The 16,055-nt window shown below is 33.9% G+C and carries 16 protein-coding genes; all 16 read left to right on the forward strand.

Annotation, left to right across the window (positions count from 1 at the left end):
• Positions 1–26 precede the first annotated feature (26 nt).
• The 16 genes from L3J35_01250 (at position 27) to L3J35_01325 (ending at position 16,040) form a co-directional block, all read left to right on the forward strand.
• Entirely contained in the window at positions 27–194 is a 168-nt protein-coding gene (locus L3J35_01250) for a hypothetical protein (protein ID MCF6364807.1), read from the forward strand.
• A gap of 230 nt (positions 195–424) precedes the next feature.
• Positions 425–1,777 carry a DEAD/DEAH box helicase gene (locus L3J35_01255; GenBank protein MCF6364808.1) on the forward strand — a complete coding sequence of 451 codons (1,353 nt, stop codon included), beginning with the start codon at positions 425–427 and terminating at the stop codon, positions 1,775–1,777.
• Between the two features lie 39 nt (positions 1,778–1,816).
• A complete protein-coding gene (locus L3J35_01260; GenBank protein MCF6364809.1) occupies positions 1,817–2,386 on the forward strand; it encodes an AraC family transcriptional regulator in 570 nt (189 codons plus the stop codon).
• Positions 2,387–2,476: 90 nt separating this feature from the next.
• Positions 2,477–4,975, forward strand: coding sequence for a heavy metal translocating P-type ATPase (locus tag L3J35_01265; protein MCF6364810.1), 2,499 nt, complete (start codon positions 2,477–2,479; stop codon positions 4,973–4,975).
• Between the two features lie 39 nt (positions 4,976–5,014).
• On the forward strand, positions 5,015–5,650 hold the full coding sequence (locus tag L3J35_01270) for a class I SAM-dependent methyltransferase (protein MCF6364811.1): 636 nt from the start codon (positions 5,015–5,017) through the stop codon (positions 5,648–5,650).
• 94 nt (positions 5,651–5,744) lie between these two features.
• Positions 5,745–6,104, forward strand: coding sequence for a hypothetical protein (locus tag L3J35_01275; protein MCF6364812.1), 360 nt, complete (start codon positions 5,745–5,747; stop codon positions 6,102–6,104).
• A gap of 261 nt (positions 6,105–6,365) precedes the next feature.
• Positions 6,366–6,842: a T9SS type A sorting domain-containing protein gene (locus L3J35_01280; protein MCF6364813.1), complete on the forward strand. Its 477-nt coding sequence runs from the start codon at positions 6,366–6,368 to the stop codon at positions 6,840–6,842.
• A gap of 4 nt (positions 6,843–6,846) precedes the next feature.
• Entirely contained in the window at positions 6,847–8,079 is a 1,233-nt protein-coding gene (locus L3J35_01285; GenBank protein MCF6364814.1) for a DUF1566 domain-containing protein, read from the forward strand.
• 193 nt (positions 8,080–8,272) lie between these two features.
• On the forward strand, positions 8,273–10,750 hold the full coding sequence (locus L3J35_01290) for a hypothetical protein (GenBank protein MCF6364815.1): 2,478 nt from the start codon (positions 8,273–8,275) through the stop codon (positions 10,748–10,750).
• An 848-nt stretch (positions 10,751–11,598) separates the two neighbouring features.
• Complete coding sequence (locus tag L3J35_01295; protein MCF6364816.1) at positions 11,599–12,117, forward strand: hypothetical protein; 519 nt, start codon at positions 11,599–11,601, stop codon at positions 12,115–12,117.
• A gap of 80 nt (positions 12,118–12,197) precedes the next feature.
• The gene (locus L3J35_01300; GenBank protein MCF6364817.1) at positions 12,198–12,623 is read left to right on the forward strand and encodes a cytochrome c; all 426 of its coding nucleotides are present in this window, start codon (positions 12,198–12,200) and stop codon (positions 12,621–12,623) included.
• A 105-nt stretch (positions 12,624–12,728) separates the two neighbouring features.
• Positions 12,729–13,931 carry a hypothetical protein gene (locus L3J35_01305; GenBank protein ID MCF6364818.1) on the forward strand — a complete coding sequence of 401 codons (1,203 nt, stop codon included), beginning with the start codon at positions 12,729–12,731 and terminating at the stop codon, positions 13,929–13,931.
• 40 nt (positions 13,932–13,971) lie between these two features.
• On the forward strand, positions 13,972–14,253 hold the full coding sequence (locus L3J35_01310) for a cytochrome c (GenBank protein ID MCF6364819.1): 282 nt from the start codon (positions 13,972–13,974) through the stop codon (positions 14,251–14,253).
• A 103-nt stretch (positions 14,254–14,356) separates the two neighbouring features.
• Positions 14,357–14,767: a heavy-metal-associated domain-containing protein gene (locus tag L3J35_01315; GenBank protein ID MCF6364820.1), complete on the forward strand. Its 411-nt coding sequence runs from the start codon at positions 14,357–14,359 to the stop codon at positions 14,765–14,767.
• 127 nt (positions 14,768–14,894) lie between these two features.
• A complete protein-coding gene (locus tag L3J35_01320; protein MCF6364821.1) occupies positions 14,895–15,356 on the forward strand; it encodes a hypothetical protein in 462 nt (153 codons plus the stop codon).
• A gap of 159 nt (positions 15,357–15,515) precedes the next feature.
• Entirely contained in the window at positions 15,516–16,040 is a 525-nt protein-coding gene (locus L3J35_01325) for a hypothetical protein (protein MCF6364822.1), read from the forward strand.
• The last annotated feature ends 15 nt before the right edge of the window (positions 16,041–16,055 follow it).

Genomic DNA, 16,055 nt, shown 5'->3' on the forward strand with positions numbered 1-16,055 from the left:
CCGTTGCAATTCTTGCCGACAGAGCAATGAATATTGATGATAAAAATAAAACAGTTGGTGCTTTAAATGAAATCTTTGAAAATCCTGACTTTTCAGAATCTCAGTTTATTTCAGACATACAAGATGTTATTGACAACCTTACGATGGAAGACCTTGAGCCCGATTCCGGTTTCGACGGAGATGGTGAATATTAAATATTCCCGAAAGAAAAGGGATAGAAAAATATAATCAAAAATGCAAAGCGTAGCTTTTTCGGCTGCGTTTTTTTATTATAACCTTATCTGTCTTATTTCAATGTAAGGTACTCAGTTCGGAATAATATAAACTTTAAACAAATCAAAAAACAATAAATAAATCATTAAATTTAATTAATTTTGTCGCTTATTAAGGATAATTACGACCTTCCCTTATATTTTTTACAACTATGAACAACCTCGAAGATATAAATATTTCAAAAGCTCTTATTAATGCAATTTCTGATTTGGGTTTTACAAGTTTAACCCCTATTCAAAAAAAAGCTTTTCCTATAATCCGTTCAGGCAAAAATATTGTAGGAATTTCACAAACCGGAACAGGAAAAACTTTAGCATATATGTTGCCGATACTGCAAGATTTAAAATTTTCAAAGCAACTAACACCCCGAATTTTAATAATGGTTCCTACCAGAGAACTGGTTTTACAACTTACAGAGCAAACAAAAACTTATGCAAAATACATGAGTCTGAGAGTGTTGGGCGTTTACGGAGGAACTAACATCAACACACAAAAAAAAGCTGTTTTAAAAGGTGCTGACATTCTGATTTCGACACCCGGAAGGTTATATGATTTAGCTGTAAGCGGTGTCTTAAGATTAAAATCAATAAGTAAATTAGTTATTGACGAAGTTGATGTAATGTTAGATTTAGGCTTTCGTTACCAACTAAAAAACATTTTTGAGCTTTTGCCGAAACGCAGACAAAATATAATGTTTTCTGCTACAATGACATTAGAAGTTGATACTTTGATTAATGATTATTTTATTGCTCCTGCAAAAATATCTGTTGCCGTAAGCGGAACTCGCCTTGAAAACATAGAACAACAGTGCTTTAAAGCCCCCAACTTTTATACTAAAATAAATTTACTTTCTTATCTTATTGAAAATAAAGAAGAGTATAAGAAAGTGCTGGTTTTTACCTATAGTAAAAAAAGTGCAGATAAAATATTTGAAACTTTAGAAGAAACTTTCGGAATTGAAATGGGGGTTATACACTCAAATAAATCTCAAAATTACAGAATTCGCACAATAAAGCAATTTAATGAAGGGAAAAATCGAATATTAATAACTACAGATATAATGGCAAGAGGATTAGACTTAGAAAACATCTCTCATGTTGTTAATATTGATACTCCGAACTTTCCCGAAAATTATATGCACCGTATTGGAAGAACCGGGAGAGCAGAAAAGCAAGGAAAATCAATTTTATTTTTTACCGAAAAAGAGCAAAAAGCAAAAGAAGCAATAGAAAAATTAATGTCATACAAAATTCCGGAAGTTGATTTCCCGAAAGAGGTTAAAATTTCGAAAGACCTTACTCCCGAAGAACAACCCTCTGTTAAAGGAAAAATTATTAAACATCGTATTCCCGATAAAGATGTTAAAGGTCCGGCTTTTCATGAAAAGAAAGATAAAAACAAAAAAACTAATCAAGGGGGTTCATATTTAAGAAAAATGAAAAAATATAAAAGACCTAAAACAAAAGGAGATAAAAATTTTAACCGGCGTAATAAAAAGAAATAATAATAACATTTTTTAAAAAGTTTATATCTTTGTTAAGCAATGAAAACATCACTCTACATAAAAAACATGGTTTGCCCGCGTTGTATATCTTCCGTAAGACAAATACTTATTAAACTGAACATTCCTTTCTCGGATATTAGATTGGGCGAAGTAACAATAACTATTAAAAAAGAAGAAATAGATTTTTTGTCGCTTGATAAAGAATTAAGAGCCGTAGGTTTTGAACTTATTGACGATAAAAAAAGCAAAATTATAAGTCAAATTAAAACCGAAGTTATTAATTACATCAGATATTCGCCTGATTTTACAAGAAAAGTAAATTTTTCGGATTACCTTGCCGGAAAAGTAGGACACGATTATCCGTATTTAAGCAAACTCTTCTCTTCCGTTGAAGCCCAAACCATTGAAAAATATATCATTCTGCAAAAAATAGAAAGAGTTAAAGAATTGTTGATATACAACGAATTATCTTTGTCTGAAATTTCTTATGAAATGGAATACAGCAGTGTTCAGCATCTTTCTCGGCAATTTAAAGACGTTACGGGCATAACACCTACCGCTTTTAAAAAATTGGAAAGCGGTAAAAGGAAGTCATTAGACGAAATATAATCCCCCGAAAATATATAAATCATATTCTTAATTGTATGAAAGATTTTGTTGTTGCAGGCATAACTTTGCAGTAAATAAAATCATACAATTATGACACATACATATAAAATTGACGGCATGACCTGCATGGGTTGTAAAACTAGTGTTGAAGATGCTCTGAATTCTCTTAACGAAATTACCGATTTAAAAGTAAACTTAAAGAAGTCGGAAGTTACAATTGAAATGTCGAAACACATCTCGCTTGAAAAATTGCAGGAAACCCTGATGAAAGCTGGCTTACATTATACAATTCAGATGCCCGGTAACGAGCCCGTAAACAAACACGAACATAAACACCATATTAAGAAAGCAGATTTTAATAAAACCGGTATTTTTTACTGCCCGATGCAATGCGAAGGTGATAAAACTTATGATAAATTCGGAGCATGTCCAAAATGCGGAATGGATTTGATAGAGCAAAAACAAGTAAGTACGAAAACAGAATATACTTGTCCTATGCACCCGGAAGTTATTAAAGATGTTCCCGGTGCTTGTCCTAAATGCGGAATGGATTTAGTTCCGAAAGAACCCGAAGAAAGTGAAGAGGACAAAACCTATTTGAAACTTCTTAAAAAAATGAAGATAGCTGTAATTTTTACTGTCCCTATCTTTCTTATTGCAATGGCGGATATTCTGCCTAATAATCCTTTGTCTGATATTACAAATCAGCAAAATTGGAATATATTGCAATTAATATTATCCTTGCCTGTTGTTTTTTATGCAACTCGAATGTTCTTTGAAAGAGCCTGGACATCAATCGTTACTTGGAACTTAAATATGTTCACGCTTATAGGCATCGGTGCGGGTGTTGCTTTTATATTCAGCATATTTGCACTGTTTTTTCCGGATATTTTCCCTGCTCAATTTAAAACCGACAGCGGAACAGTATATGTTTATTTCGAGGCAGTTACCGTAATTCTTACATTGGTTCTTCTCGGGCAGCTTTTGGAAGCAAAAGCACACAGTAAAACAAGCGGAGCAATAAAAGAACTTATGAAGTTAGCTCCGACAGAAGCAACCGTAATTATTGACGGTGTTGAAAAAGTAATTTCAATTCACGATATAAAAAAAGGTGATTTAATTCGGGTTAAACCCGGTGAGAAAATTCCCGTTGACGGAATTATTACAGAAGGCGGCAGCCATATTGACGAAAGTATGATTACCGGTGAACCTGTTCCCGTAGATAAAACAATTAACGATAATGTCAGTTCCGGAACAATTAACGGTAATAAGTCTTTTGTAATGAAAGCCGAAAAAGTAGGTTCCGAAACTTTATTGTCGCAAATAATAAAATTGGTTAACGAAGCAAGTCGCTCGCGTGCACCTATCCAAAAACTTGCCGATAAAATTTCAAAATACTTTGTACCTATCGTAGTGGTCATTGCCGGAACTACATTTGCCGTATGGGCAATTTTCGGTCCCGAGCCGGCTTACGTTTATGCTTTTGTGAATGCAGTTGCCGTTCTTATTATTGCTTGCCCTTGTGCATTGGGGCTTGCAACGCCTATGGCGGTTATGGTAGGTGTGGGCAAAGGTGCTCAATCCGGAATTTTAATAAAAAATGCCGAAGCCATTGAAAAAATGGACAAAATCAATGTTTTGATTACCGATAAAACAGGAACACTTACCGAAGGTAAACCCTCTGTCGAGAAAATTGTTGCTCTAAATGCCGGTAAAGAAGAATATTTATTACAAAAAGCAGCATCTTTAAATTCACAAAGTGAACATCCGCTTGCCGAGGCAGTTGTGAAATATGCAAAAAATAAAAAAATTGCTTTAAATGAAGCTGAAAATTTTGAATCCGTTACCGGAAAAGGTGTTATCGGAGTTGTTGCAGGAGAAAATATTGCGATAGGAAATTCAAAATTAATGTCCGAAATCGGTGCGGATATACCCGAAAACTTAAAAAATCAAGTTGAAAAAGAACAAAAACTTGGTAAAACGGTTTCATATATTGCAGAAAATAAAAATGTTGCCGGTTTTATTACCATAAGCGATGCAATTAAGAAAACAAGCAAAGAAGCTGTTCAAGAACTTATCCGACAAGGTGTTGAAGTAATTATGCTTACAGGCGACAATAAAAATACTGCAAAAGCAGTTGCCGATGAACTTAACATCTCCGGCTTTAAAGCCGAATGTATGCCCGAAGATAAACTCAATGAAATAAAACGATTGCAAGCCGAAGGTAAAATTGTTGCAATGGCGGGCGACGGAATAAATGATGCTCCGGCTCTGGCACAATCCGATATCGGTATTGCTATGGGAACCGGCACGGATGTCGCAATTGAAAGCGGCGAAATCACATTAATGAAAGGCGATTTAAACGGTATTGTTAAAGCCAAAAAGTTAAGTCATTCTATAATGAAAAACATCAAACAAAACTTATTTTTTGCATTTATTTATAATGTATTAGGTGTCCCGATTGCCGCAGGTGTATTATTCCCGGTATTCGGACTTTTATTGTCACCTATGATTGCAGCAGCAGCCATGAGCTTCAGTTCTGTTTCGGTAATTACAAATTCTTTACGATTAAAAAATCTGAAATTGTAATAAAAACATTATTTTCGTGCCTAAATACAAAGTAAAATAATGAAAGAAATTGCAAAAAATAAAGATTTAAGGCATCATTGGAATAAAAAATACACAAAAACTCCCGATGAACAGCTTGGTTGGTATGAAACAGATTTGAGTAAAACAATTGAATTAATAGAAAAAACAAACTTAAATAAAGATTCAAATATATTAATTATCGGAGCGGGAACAACAACCCTTATTGATGAATTACTTAAAAAAAATTATACGAATATAACGGCAACCGATATCAGTGAAGTTGCATTACAAAAACTAAAAGACCGAATAAATACGGATAAAGTTAAATTTATAATTGACGATTTAACAAAACCGAAAGAAATTAACAAAATACAAAAAGTTGATTTATGGATAGACAGAGCTGTTTTGCATTTCTTTACCGAAAAAAAAGACAGGGAAACATATTTTAATCTGTTAAAAAGAAATATTAAAAGTAACGGATTTGCCTTGATTGCTCAATTTAACACAGATGGTGCCGAAACCTGTTCGGGACTTCCGGTTTTCAGGTACAATAAAGAAATGCTTGTTATAGAACTCGGTAAGGAGTTTGATTTAACTGAAAGTTTTAATCATACATATATAATGCCTTCCGGTAACGAAAGACCGTATATTTATACTTTATTTAAAAAGAAATAGCCTTAAAATTATATAAAATACTTTCAAAATTATATGAAAGAAACAAAAAATAACATTTTAATTTTACACCGAATAATACCTTAAGTTATATGCTATGCTTAAAAAAGCAGCTTATTATATAATGACTTTTATTTTGTTACTCTCTGTAATAGGAATAACCGTGAATAAACATTATTCGGGAAATAAATTATTTTCAGTATCTCTTTTTCTTGAAGCTGACAGTTGCTGTGATAATCCTTGTGATTGTTGCAGTAACACATCAGAAACACACAGCCTGACAGACAGTTTTGTCAGAACGTTTTTTGAATTCGGTATAAATTCCTTCAGCTACATTACTAATACAAATGAAATAATTTCGAGTTTGTCTGAAAACACTGTTTTTTCGGCAACATATAAAAATATCAAATATAGCGCAAACACTTCTCCTGCATATTTGCAGAGTTTCAGGTTGTAGAGTAATCAGATACCTGAATAGTCTGTTTTTTTTTATAAATAAACCTAATAGAATAGATTATACTTCCGGAATTTAACCTCCGATACAGCAAAACGATTATTGTAAATACACTTTGTGTCGACAAATAACTTATCTAATCGTACCTGATATAAAAAAACTCGCATAACAATAAAATACATTTTCATACAAATATATTTTATACAATAATAAAACATATCTTCATCCGAATATACTTTATATAACAGTTTAAACAAAAATAATATGAAACAAAAAAAAACAATTACATACATTGCGTTTTTGCTCTTAGGAATAGGAGGATTACACGCACAAGAAAGCCCGGTTGCCGCAGGCGGTAAGGCAACAGGAGCTGGCGGAACAGTCAGTTACTCCGTAGGACAAGTAGTTTATACTGCTCACACGGGCACAACAGGAAGCATTTCACAAGGTGTTCAACAACCTTACGAAATTTATACAACAGTAGGAATAAACGAAATATCTGTCAATTTGGAACTTTCCGTTTATCCCAATCCTACCGACGGTTATTTAACTTTAAAATCAGAAGACAGCAGCAATTTGAGTTATCAATTATTTAACATACAAGGAAAAATAATTGAAGACAAAATAATAAGCAGCACTTCTACAGACATTAGTTTGGAAAGCCAAGCATCAGCCGCTTACTTTTTAAACGTATTAAAAAATAACCAAGTAATAAAAACATTTAAAATAATCAAAAACTAAAATTATGAAACGAATATTAAAAATAGCAAGTGCTTTACTTTTAACTTTTAGCTTTGGGCTTTCCGTTGTTTACGCCCAAGCTCCGGAAAAAATGAGTTACCAAGCGGTAATAAGAGATGCCGGTAACAACTTAATAGCCAATCAAACCGTAGAAATGCAAATAAGCATTTTACAAGGCTCTGCAACAGGCACGGAAGTTTATGTAGAAACACAAAGCCCTACAACCAATGCTAACGGATTGGTAAGCATTGAAATAGGAACGGGAACCGTGGTAAGTGGCAATTTTACCGCCATAGACTGGGCAAACGACACTTATTTTATAAAAACAGAAACCGACCCGACAGGCGGAACAAATTACACAATTACGGGAACAAGCCAGTTGTTAAGTGTACCTTATGCTTTGCATGCTAAAACAGCCGAAAGTTTAACGGGAACAGTAAATTATACCGAAACCGACCCGGTTTTCGGAGCATCTATTGCCAATGGTATTACAGCAGCAGATACCGCCAATTGGAACAACCACACCGTTGATACCGATACACATATTGATTCAACAGGAATAGCAGGTTTAGGGTATGTTGCAGGAGCACACACTGTTGACACCGATACACACATAGATTCTGCCGGTATTGCAGGTTTAGGATATGTAGCAGGAGCACACGTTGATTCTACTGCTATAGCCAATATGGGATTTGTAGCAGGTGGTGGTAGTGGTGGATACTCTGTTGGCGATTTTGCACAAGGTGGTATAGTATTTTGGGTTGACGAAACAGGAAAACACGGATTGGTTTGTGCAAAATCTGACCAAAACGGAGAAAGTAGTGTAAGATGGTATGCAGGAACTTATGGTAATACTCAAGCAAAAGGAGACGGGCCTTATGCGGGAAAGGCAAATACAGCAATAATAATTGCCGCACAAGTAGCAATTGGAGATGACGGAAATACCTATGCAGCTCGAATATGTAATGAATTACAAATTACCGAAGGCGGAAAAACTTATGGCGATTGGTATTTACCTTCAATAGCAGAACTTACTCTAATGTATCAAAATAGAGCAACTATTAATGCAACAGCTACAACAAATGGTGGTGCTAATTTTGTTAATAATATGCTCTATTGGAGTTCTACAGATATCAATAATAATAACGCTTGGGGCTTCAATTTCTACTATGGTACCCCAGACAATATCGGCTTTAAGGACAACCCTTATAGAGTGAGAGCCGTCAGAGCTTTTTAACCTGGTGAAATAATTTTAAAAATGGATTTTTGCTAAGCAACCTGTCAGGTTTTAAAAATCTGACAGGTTTACAAATAAAACCCACAATGTGGGTAAAATAATTAAAAACGATATGAGACTGTCCGTTAAAATGAATTTTCTTTTTCAGAAAGTTTGTATCAAGGACACAATCATAACTTAAAAATTAAAAACAATGAAAAAGATAATTCAATATACAGCAATGGTACTTTTTATTTGTACCGTTTCACTTTCAACTGCTTTTGCACAAGCACCCGAAAAAATGAGTTACCAAGCCGTAATTCGCGATGCAAGTAATAATTTAGTAATTTCTCAATCCGTAGGAATGCAAATAAGCATTTTACAAAGCTCTGAAACAGGCACGGAAGTTTATGTTGAAACACAAAACCCTACAACCAATACCAACGGATTGGTAAGTATTGAAATAGGAACGGGAACTGTGGTAAGCGGCGATTTCACTACAATAGATTGGGCAAACGACACCTATTTTGTAAAAACAGAAACCGACCCGACAGGCGGAACAAACTATACCATAACGGGAACAAGCCAACTATTAAGTGTACCTTACGCTTTGCACGCTAAAACAGCCGAAAACATTACAGGAACTGTAAGTTATACCGAAACTGACCCAATATTTGGAGCATCTATTGCCAATGGTATAACAGCGGCAGACACAGCCAATTGGAACAACCACACCATTGATACCGATACACATATTGATTCAGCAGGAATAGCAGGTTTAGGGTATGTTGCAGGAGCACACACTGTTGACACCGATACACACATAGATTCTGCCGGTATCGCAGTTTTTGGTTATGTAGCAGGAGGAATAACCGCAGAAGCAGACGGAGACCCAACCAACGAAATACAAACCATATCAAAACCGGGCCCATCTCCGGTTGTTTATTTGTCTAATGGCGGAGGGAGTTTTGTTGATGCAGTAAACGATGCTGATGCTGACCCTCTGAACGAACTGCAAACAATATCCAGAATCTTAGATATCGTGACCTTATCCAATACAGGCGGTTCTTTTTCGGTAAACGATGTCGATGCTGACCCATTAAATGAACTTCAAGATATTTCGTTAAGCGGTAACAGTCTGAGCATTAGCAGCGGCTCTACGCTTGATTTATCCGGTATCGGTTTTGATGGTGATTTCAATAATTTAACCAATGTACCCGTTAATTTAGACACAAATTTTACCGATGATTTTGACGGACAATACAGCAGTTTAACCGGCGTACCAACCAATGTAAGTGTGTTTACGAACGATGCAGGTTATTTGACATCTTTCTCAGAAACCGATCCGGCTTTTACAGCTGCGCCGGCATTTGGTATTACTAATACCTTAATGACCAATTGGAGCACCGCTTATTCTTGGGGAAACCATGCTGCACAAGGTTATTTAACTTCTTTTATTGAGGTAGATGGAGACTCTACCAATGAAATACAAAACTTATCAATTAGTGGTAATAATTTAAGTATTTCCGGTACGGGGGGAAATACGGTTGCTTTACCAACAAGTTCTTCTCCTTGGACAATTAGCGGAAGTGATATTTACAGAGCAAGTGGTAACGTAGGAATAGGAACAACTACACCAAGCACAGTTGTAGAGGTTGCAGATAATTTTCCTCTTTTTTCATTAACGGATAATGATAATTTAGAAACAGATGGGAATTATCAATCTTATTTCCAAGGATTAGATATGGCAGGAACAGAAACATGGTATGTTGGTGAAGGATCTACAGGTAAATTAGTTGGTTTGATGGCTTCTCGCCCTAATTATGATTTGTTTTTAGGTACTAATTCTATTGAACAGATGACCATCAAAGCTGATGGGAAAACAGGAATAGGAACAACAACACCATTAACTACTTTAGATGTTGACGGAGACATTAGAGGAACATCTTTTAAATTAGGTAACACAACTACTATCGGTAATTATTTTCATGTAGGTTTTAATGCCAACGGTACAGATACCGATATAAAATACGGTTCAGGTTTAATAGCCTTTATACCGGGAGGAAGCAGTAATATTCCTTTAGCATTAAACAATACGGGAGATGCTTTAATGGCGTTAGGAAGCAGTAATGTGGGTATTGGCACTTTCTCTCCAACCGAAAAGTTAGAGGTAAGTGGTTCTGTTAAAATTACAGATGGAACAGAAGGTGCAGGAAAAGTATTAACTTCTGATGCCAATGGTAAAGCAAGTTGGGTAACTCCGACAACTACCGGGGGTACAGGCGGTCTGGTTTCGCAAGGAGGTGAAGTTCGAAGAGATTTTATTACATTTAATACTACTGATAATACAGCTAATCCAATACATATCAAAACAAACATACCTGAATATTCAAACACCATGTACCGTATATTGGTTGAAGGTTATGCTTATGGAGTAAGTGCGGTAATTAATTCAGATGTAGCTGGTTATACATTTGGATCAACTGCAGGTATAAGTAATCCAAGTGCTAATAATTATGCTTCGGGGGTCTCAATATCTCAATACATCAGTTCTGATGGTTTTGTCGTTGTTAAATTAACTACAACATATAATTATTACTTAGGTTTTTCTGCCTCAGCTTGGTTTGTTAATCCTACAGGTACTAATTTCCCAATTAGTGCTACGGCAGTTGTTAGTGCAACTAATTTATAATAAAAATGTCTTTAAGCATCTATTTTGGAGCTTATAAAAAATAAAAATAATGAAAAAAATAATAACAACAGTATTTACCATTCTTTTAGGATAAGGCCGGGAACTTGTACGTTCGCGCAGTTCGGGCTTTTTAACTATTTATCACTTTAACAATTAGCGTGGTAGTAGATTTTATTTTTTTGAGTTGAGTAAATTGCTCAACTCAAAAAAACTTTACAAATATGGCATTATCACATCCTTTACTATTTTAAAATAATATAAATATTAATCAAAATTATATGATAATAACACAATATTAAACATTACTTTTGTGTTTACAGTTTAAATATTTATTCTAACATAAAAATGCTTAAAAAAGCAGCCTATTATATAATGTCTTTTATCCTGTTACTCTCTGTAATAGGAATAACCGTGAATAAACATTATTCGGGAAATAAATTATTTTCTGTATCTCTTTTTCTTGAAGCTGACAGTTGCTGTGACATTCCGTGCGATTGCTGCACCGACACATCAGAAACACACAGCCTGACAGACAGTTTTGTTAAATCAGATTTCATCTCTGATCAAAAAACTGTAGTTAAAACGGTTTCATTTTATGTCAATACCTTTAAGAGTTATTTTTTAACAGAAACAAAACATATTCTCTCGGACAACTTTAAATCCTTAAAGCAAATTGTCCTGAATTCCTCAGCCTTTCTTCAGTCTTTCAGACTATAGGATAAATCTGCATATACGGTAAACTTTACTTTTAGAGAAGTTATACCTTATCCGGGTTTATAGTAATATAACAAATAAAATAACTGCAAATTTCGGTTTATCCGAAATATAATAAAATTAATAATAAACAAATGAAAACTTTTAAAATATTATCAATTACGGCAATTATTGCAATGTCTGTTGCAATAGTTTCATGTGATAAAAATAATCAAATTAAAGATTTGACAATTGATATAGTCGGGTCATATACAGGAACGGTTACAAGCAACAATAAAGCAGGAGTGTCTGATGCAACAGCAGATATTACAAGAACTGATGACAACCAAATAGAAATTCATTGTTACGGAAGTGAAATTGATACAACATTTATTCAACGTCTTTTTGAAGACGGAGATATGATACAAATGTGTACCGTGGGTAATGATTTTTATAATGAATACGGACACGACATGACAGATCAAAGCGAGCATCACAATATGATGAAAGATTCCGAAGGAATGTCTTGGGCACACCACATGGATGAAGAACATGAAAACGGTGATGAACATTACGGATTATATAATAGTAATTCAAATGTATTTACCTATACATTCAAAATTATGTCCGGAAACACATCATATACAGCCGAGTTTTTCGGTGAAAGGAATTAACAGAAAACTGCATACAGGCGAAAAACATTGCCTGTATGCAGTACAATTTTAAATAAATATAATAATTAAAATCTTTTAAAATGAAAAAATCAGTATATATATTAGCCCTTTTGGTCTTCTCTGTTGCCGCAACAGCAATGATGACACCAAAAAAAATGTTTAACTTTAACATCGGTCAAACTGATGAGTGGGTTGCTCCAAAAAGTGCCGATAATAATAAAAACCCATTTTCAGGAAATGAAGAAGCAGCCAAATTCGGAAAAAAACTTTACAAGCAAAACTGTGCAATTTGCCACGGAAACAAAGGTATGGGCGATGGGCTTGCAGGTATGAGTCTGAAGCCGAAACCGACAAACCTTACAACAGAAAATTTTAATAAACAATCAGACGGTGCAATTTTCTGGAAATTAACAGAGGGAAATTCTCCGATGCCTTCGTATAAAAAAACATTCACGGAAAAACAGCGTTGGCAGGTCGTAACTTATTTAAGAGAAATTAAGAAATAGCTTATAGGTTTTTTGTAATGAAATTAAGCGTACAAGGAATTTTATTACAAATTTCACAGATATCTAAATCTGTGATAACCTTTTAAGAATTTAAAAAATATACAAATGAAAAACATACTGTTTGTCGTAATATTAATTCTTTTTTCTGTATCTGGCATTTTTTCTCAAAATTACGATAATCAAAAATTTGAGAAAATGAGAAATGAAATTGACAGCCTGAAAGAATTAAGTAAACCCGGAAAAAGCAATTTTTTATTGAGAGGGTATTCTCATTCCGGTCTTGAAATAACAAAGGATAATACGTCTTTTGTTGGTGGGTCGTTTAACCCGATTTTTATTTATAAACAATCTGACAGATTATTGTTTGAAAGTGAACTGGAGTTTGAACTTGAAGATAGAAATTTAGCTATAGGTCTGGAATATGCAAATATTTCCTATCTGCTTACCAAGTCTTTAACTCTTCGATTCGGTAAAGTTCTTACACCTTTCGGAATTTTTGTTGACAGAATGCATCCGGCATGGATTGATAAGTTTTCTTCAAATCCGCTCGGCATAGGTCACGGAGGAATACTTCCGAGCTCCGATATAGGAATTGAATTGAGAGGTGCATCATATTTAGGGTCTTCAAAAGTTAATTATTCAATTTATGTTATGAACGGACCTCGCCTGAATGAAGGCGATGAGGAGCCGGAAGAAGCCGGACAATTGCATTTTGATAACTTTCCCGATAACAACAGAGGTAAAACAGTCGGCGGAAGATTGGGATTTTTGCCCTTATCAAACTCTTCGTTAGAAGTCGGTTTTTCCGGAATGTACGGAAAAGTAGGATCCAAAGATTCAGAATATTTAAATGTCGCTTCCGCTTTATATGCAATAGACCTTTCTTACATACAAAACTTACCGTTTATGCAAAGCGTACTCGATATAAAAGGTCAATACAGCGGTATAGTTACGGATGACGCAAACTACACAGATACCGAAAATCTTTTAGACCCTACGGCTCTATATACTTTTGATAACCGTAGTTCAACATTTTTTGCACAATTGGCATTAAGACCTGCAATGGTAAACAACAAAATTCTGAGAAATTTTGAAGTAGCAGGAAGATATTCTGATATTGCTACACCTGTCGGTTCATTATGGGAAACAAATCTTAATCAATGGGAGTTCAGCTTAAATTATTGGTTAAACTGGCGAACTGTTTTTAAACTCTCATACCGAACAACACAAGAAGATGCCGAACAGGGTGAAAGTGCCGAAAGTCTTACCGGTAATGCGTTACTGTTTCATTGGGCAATCGGGTTTTAATTATTTTCTAAAAACGTTTTAACTATTTAATCAATTTAATATGAAAAAGATAAAAAAAACAATACTGTTTAACGGCTTCGGATTATTTATTCTTATTTTTCTGATTTCCTTATTAAGTAATTGTGCCGTAAATGATGATGTGAAAGCTAAAAGCGGAGCACAACTATGGGGAGAAAGTTGTTTGAGATGCCACAATAATCCGTCACCGGAAACATTCGGAGATGTTGATTGGGATGTTGCCGTTATGCATATGCGAATACGTGCAAATTTAACGGATGAAGAAGCCAAAAAAATTGCAAAGTTCCTGAAAACTGCAAATTAAATTGCAATGTTTCAAAATTTTATAAATATTATTCAGAATTTTATAAACAAATATGACAGAAAAATGTTTTATTTGTATTAATTATTAACTAACAATCAAAAAAATGAAAAAAGTAATCTTTTTAGTATCAGCAATACTCTTTACAATCAGTTTTTCTGTTGTTTCGGCACAAAGTGGCGGATGTTGCAACAAATCATATTCAAAATCATCTTGCAATAAAAATAAAAGCAAAGAAAGTTTCAACTCAACAAAAGGTGAGAAAGAAACAACCTTTAAAGTTGCAGGTAATTGTGGTATGTGTGAGGCAAGAATTGAAAAAGCAGCTCTCAATGTAAAAGATGTTAAATCCGCAGAATGGAATAAAGAAACCAAAATGCTGAAAATAACTTACACCGGAAATGTTAATAAAGAAGAAGTGCAAAAATCAATTGCTGCGGCAGGTCATGATACCGGCAAGTTTAAGGCAAAAGATGCAGTTTATAATGCACTCCCCGGATGTTGCAAATACAGATAATCTGTTTCTTCAACAAACAATTAAAGGCTTGTAAATTATAACTTTACAAGCCTTTTTTGCAAAATAATGCACATTTTAAACTGAATTATGTGAAAACATCATCAAAAAACACAGTATATTTGTATCAATGTTAAAAGCAATATCACATATCATAATTTCAATTTTAGTTCTGTTTCTGTCAATAGGAATAACCGTCAGTAAACATTACTCAAACGGAAAACTGTATTCTCAATCAGTTTTTGGAGAAGCCGAAAGTTGCGAATCTGCCGAATCTGAAGTTTGCGAAATGCAAAATACGGCAATGCAATGTGAAATGCACAACGAACAAAATGAAAATAATAACACAGAACAATCCTGTTCTTGTGAAGACACATCGGAATATCTATATTTTGATGCAATTTATACAGTTGCTGAAAAATTAACATTAAATCCTATTTATAAAAACTCAACTGTATTTTTTACAAGCAATATTATTGAAATATCCTCAATTGAGACCAACCGAAACACGCAATTTCAATTTTCAAACAGAAAAATGCCCGGTTTGAAAACACAAGACTTTGCTTCCTTATTCCAAATATTTCGTTGTTGATTTTAGAATCAAACTAAAAGTTATCGTATTTTATTAAAAGTTCATTTTTATTAATGCTTTCAAATTAATATACGGTTTAATACGCAAGTTTTATTTAAGTATATTTTAACTTAAATATTGCTCAACAAAAAACTTTTATACATTCTAAAATACAAAACAATGAAAAATATAATAATAATTGCCGCAGCAGTTTTAATCAGTGTAACATCATATGCACAAATAAAACTCAGCAGCAAATTAAATTCAAATACAAAAGTTGTCAAAATAGATGAGAATAACTATAAATCTTACAATTTTAACTCAAAAGACAACACCGTTCAGATTTTCAACTTAGACAATACACTTTGGAAAACAGTAACTCTTAATATACCCGAAGATGCTTTTTTCGATGAAATTTTACACATCTCAAACAGTATAATTAATAAAGACGAACAAGTTGAGATTGTTTATACAACCTACAAAGAAACATATTCCGATGTTTTCGATGAGGTAGAAAGCATTGCCTATGAAAATTACAACCTTATAATTATTAATGAAAAAGGTGAAGAACTCCTAAATGTAAAAGGAGGTATCTCTTTTAATATCTTAAACAAAAGTGATGCTTCCGATATCATTATTATCAATACACTTATAAAAAATGAATTCGATAATATTAAAAAAACACTTGTTTATTCAATATTCTGATAAATAATTGTAACT

Source organism: Bacteroidales bacterium (genome assembly GCA_021648725.1).
Taxonomy (GTDB): domain Bacteria; phylum Bacteroidota; class Bacteroidia; order Bacteroidales; family JAADGE01; genus JAADGE01.

Excerpts from the sequence above, each read along its gene's own strand:
- L3J35_01250 (MCF6364807.1), top strand. The coding sequence starts at position 27 with ATGAATATTGATGATAAAAATAAAACAGTTGGTGCTTTAAATGAAATC.
- L3J35_01255 (MCF6364808.1), top strand. The coding sequence starts at position 425 with ATGAACAACCTCGAAGATATAAATATTTCAAAAGCTCTTATTAATGCA.
- L3J35_01260 (MCF6364809.1), top strand. The coding sequence starts at position 1,817 with ATGAAAACATCACTCTACATAAAAAACATGGTTTGCCCGCGTTGTATA.
- L3J35_01265 (MCF6364810.1), top strand. The coding sequence starts at position 2,477 with ATGACACATACATATAAAATTGACGGCATGACCTGCATGGGTTGTAAA.
- L3J35_01270 (MCF6364811.1), top strand. The coding sequence starts at position 5,015 with ATGAAAGAAATTGCAAAAAATAAAGATTTAAGGCATCATTGGAATAAA.
- L3J35_01275 (MCF6364812.1), top strand. The coding sequence starts at position 5,745 with ATGCTTAAAAAAGCAGCTTATTATATAATGACTTTTATTTTGTTACTC.
- L3J35_01280 (MCF6364813.1), top strand. The coding sequence starts at position 6,366 with ATGAAACAAAAAAAAACAATTACATACATTGCGTTTTTGCTCTTAGGA.
- L3J35_01285 (MCF6364814.1), top strand. The coding sequence starts at position 6,847 with ATGAAACGAATATTAAAAATAGCAAGTGCTTTACTTTTAACTTTTAGC.
- L3J35_01290 (MCF6364815.1), top strand. The coding sequence starts at position 8,273 with ATGAAAAAGATAATTCAATATACAGCAATGGTACTTTTTATTTGTACC.
- L3J35_01295 (MCF6364816.1), top strand. The coding sequence starts at position 11,599 with ATGAAAACTTTTAAAATATTATCAATTACGGCAATTATTGCAATGTCT.
- L3J35_01300 (MCF6364817.1), top strand. The coding sequence starts at position 12,198 with ATGAAAAAATCAGTATATATATTAGCCCTTTTGGTCTTCTCTGTTGCC.
- L3J35_01305 (MCF6364818.1), top strand. The coding sequence starts at position 12,729 with ATGAAAAACATACTGTTTGTCGTAATATTAATTCTTTTTTCTGTATCT.
- L3J35_01310 (MCF6364819.1), top strand. The coding sequence starts at position 13,972 with ATGAAAAAGATAAAAAAAACAATACTGTTTAACGGCTTCGGATTATTT.
- L3J35_01315 (MCF6364820.1), top strand. The coding sequence starts at position 14,357 with ATGAAAAAAGTAATCTTTTTAGTATCAGCAATACTCTTTACAATCAGT.
- L3J35_01320 (MCF6364821.1), top strand. The coding sequence starts at position 14,895 with ATGTTAAAAGCAATATCACATATCATAATTTCAATTTTAGTTCTGTTT.
- L3J35_01325 (MCF6364822.1), top strand. The coding sequence starts at position 15,516 with ATGAAAAATATAATAATAATTGCCGCAGCAGTTTTAATCAGTGTAACA.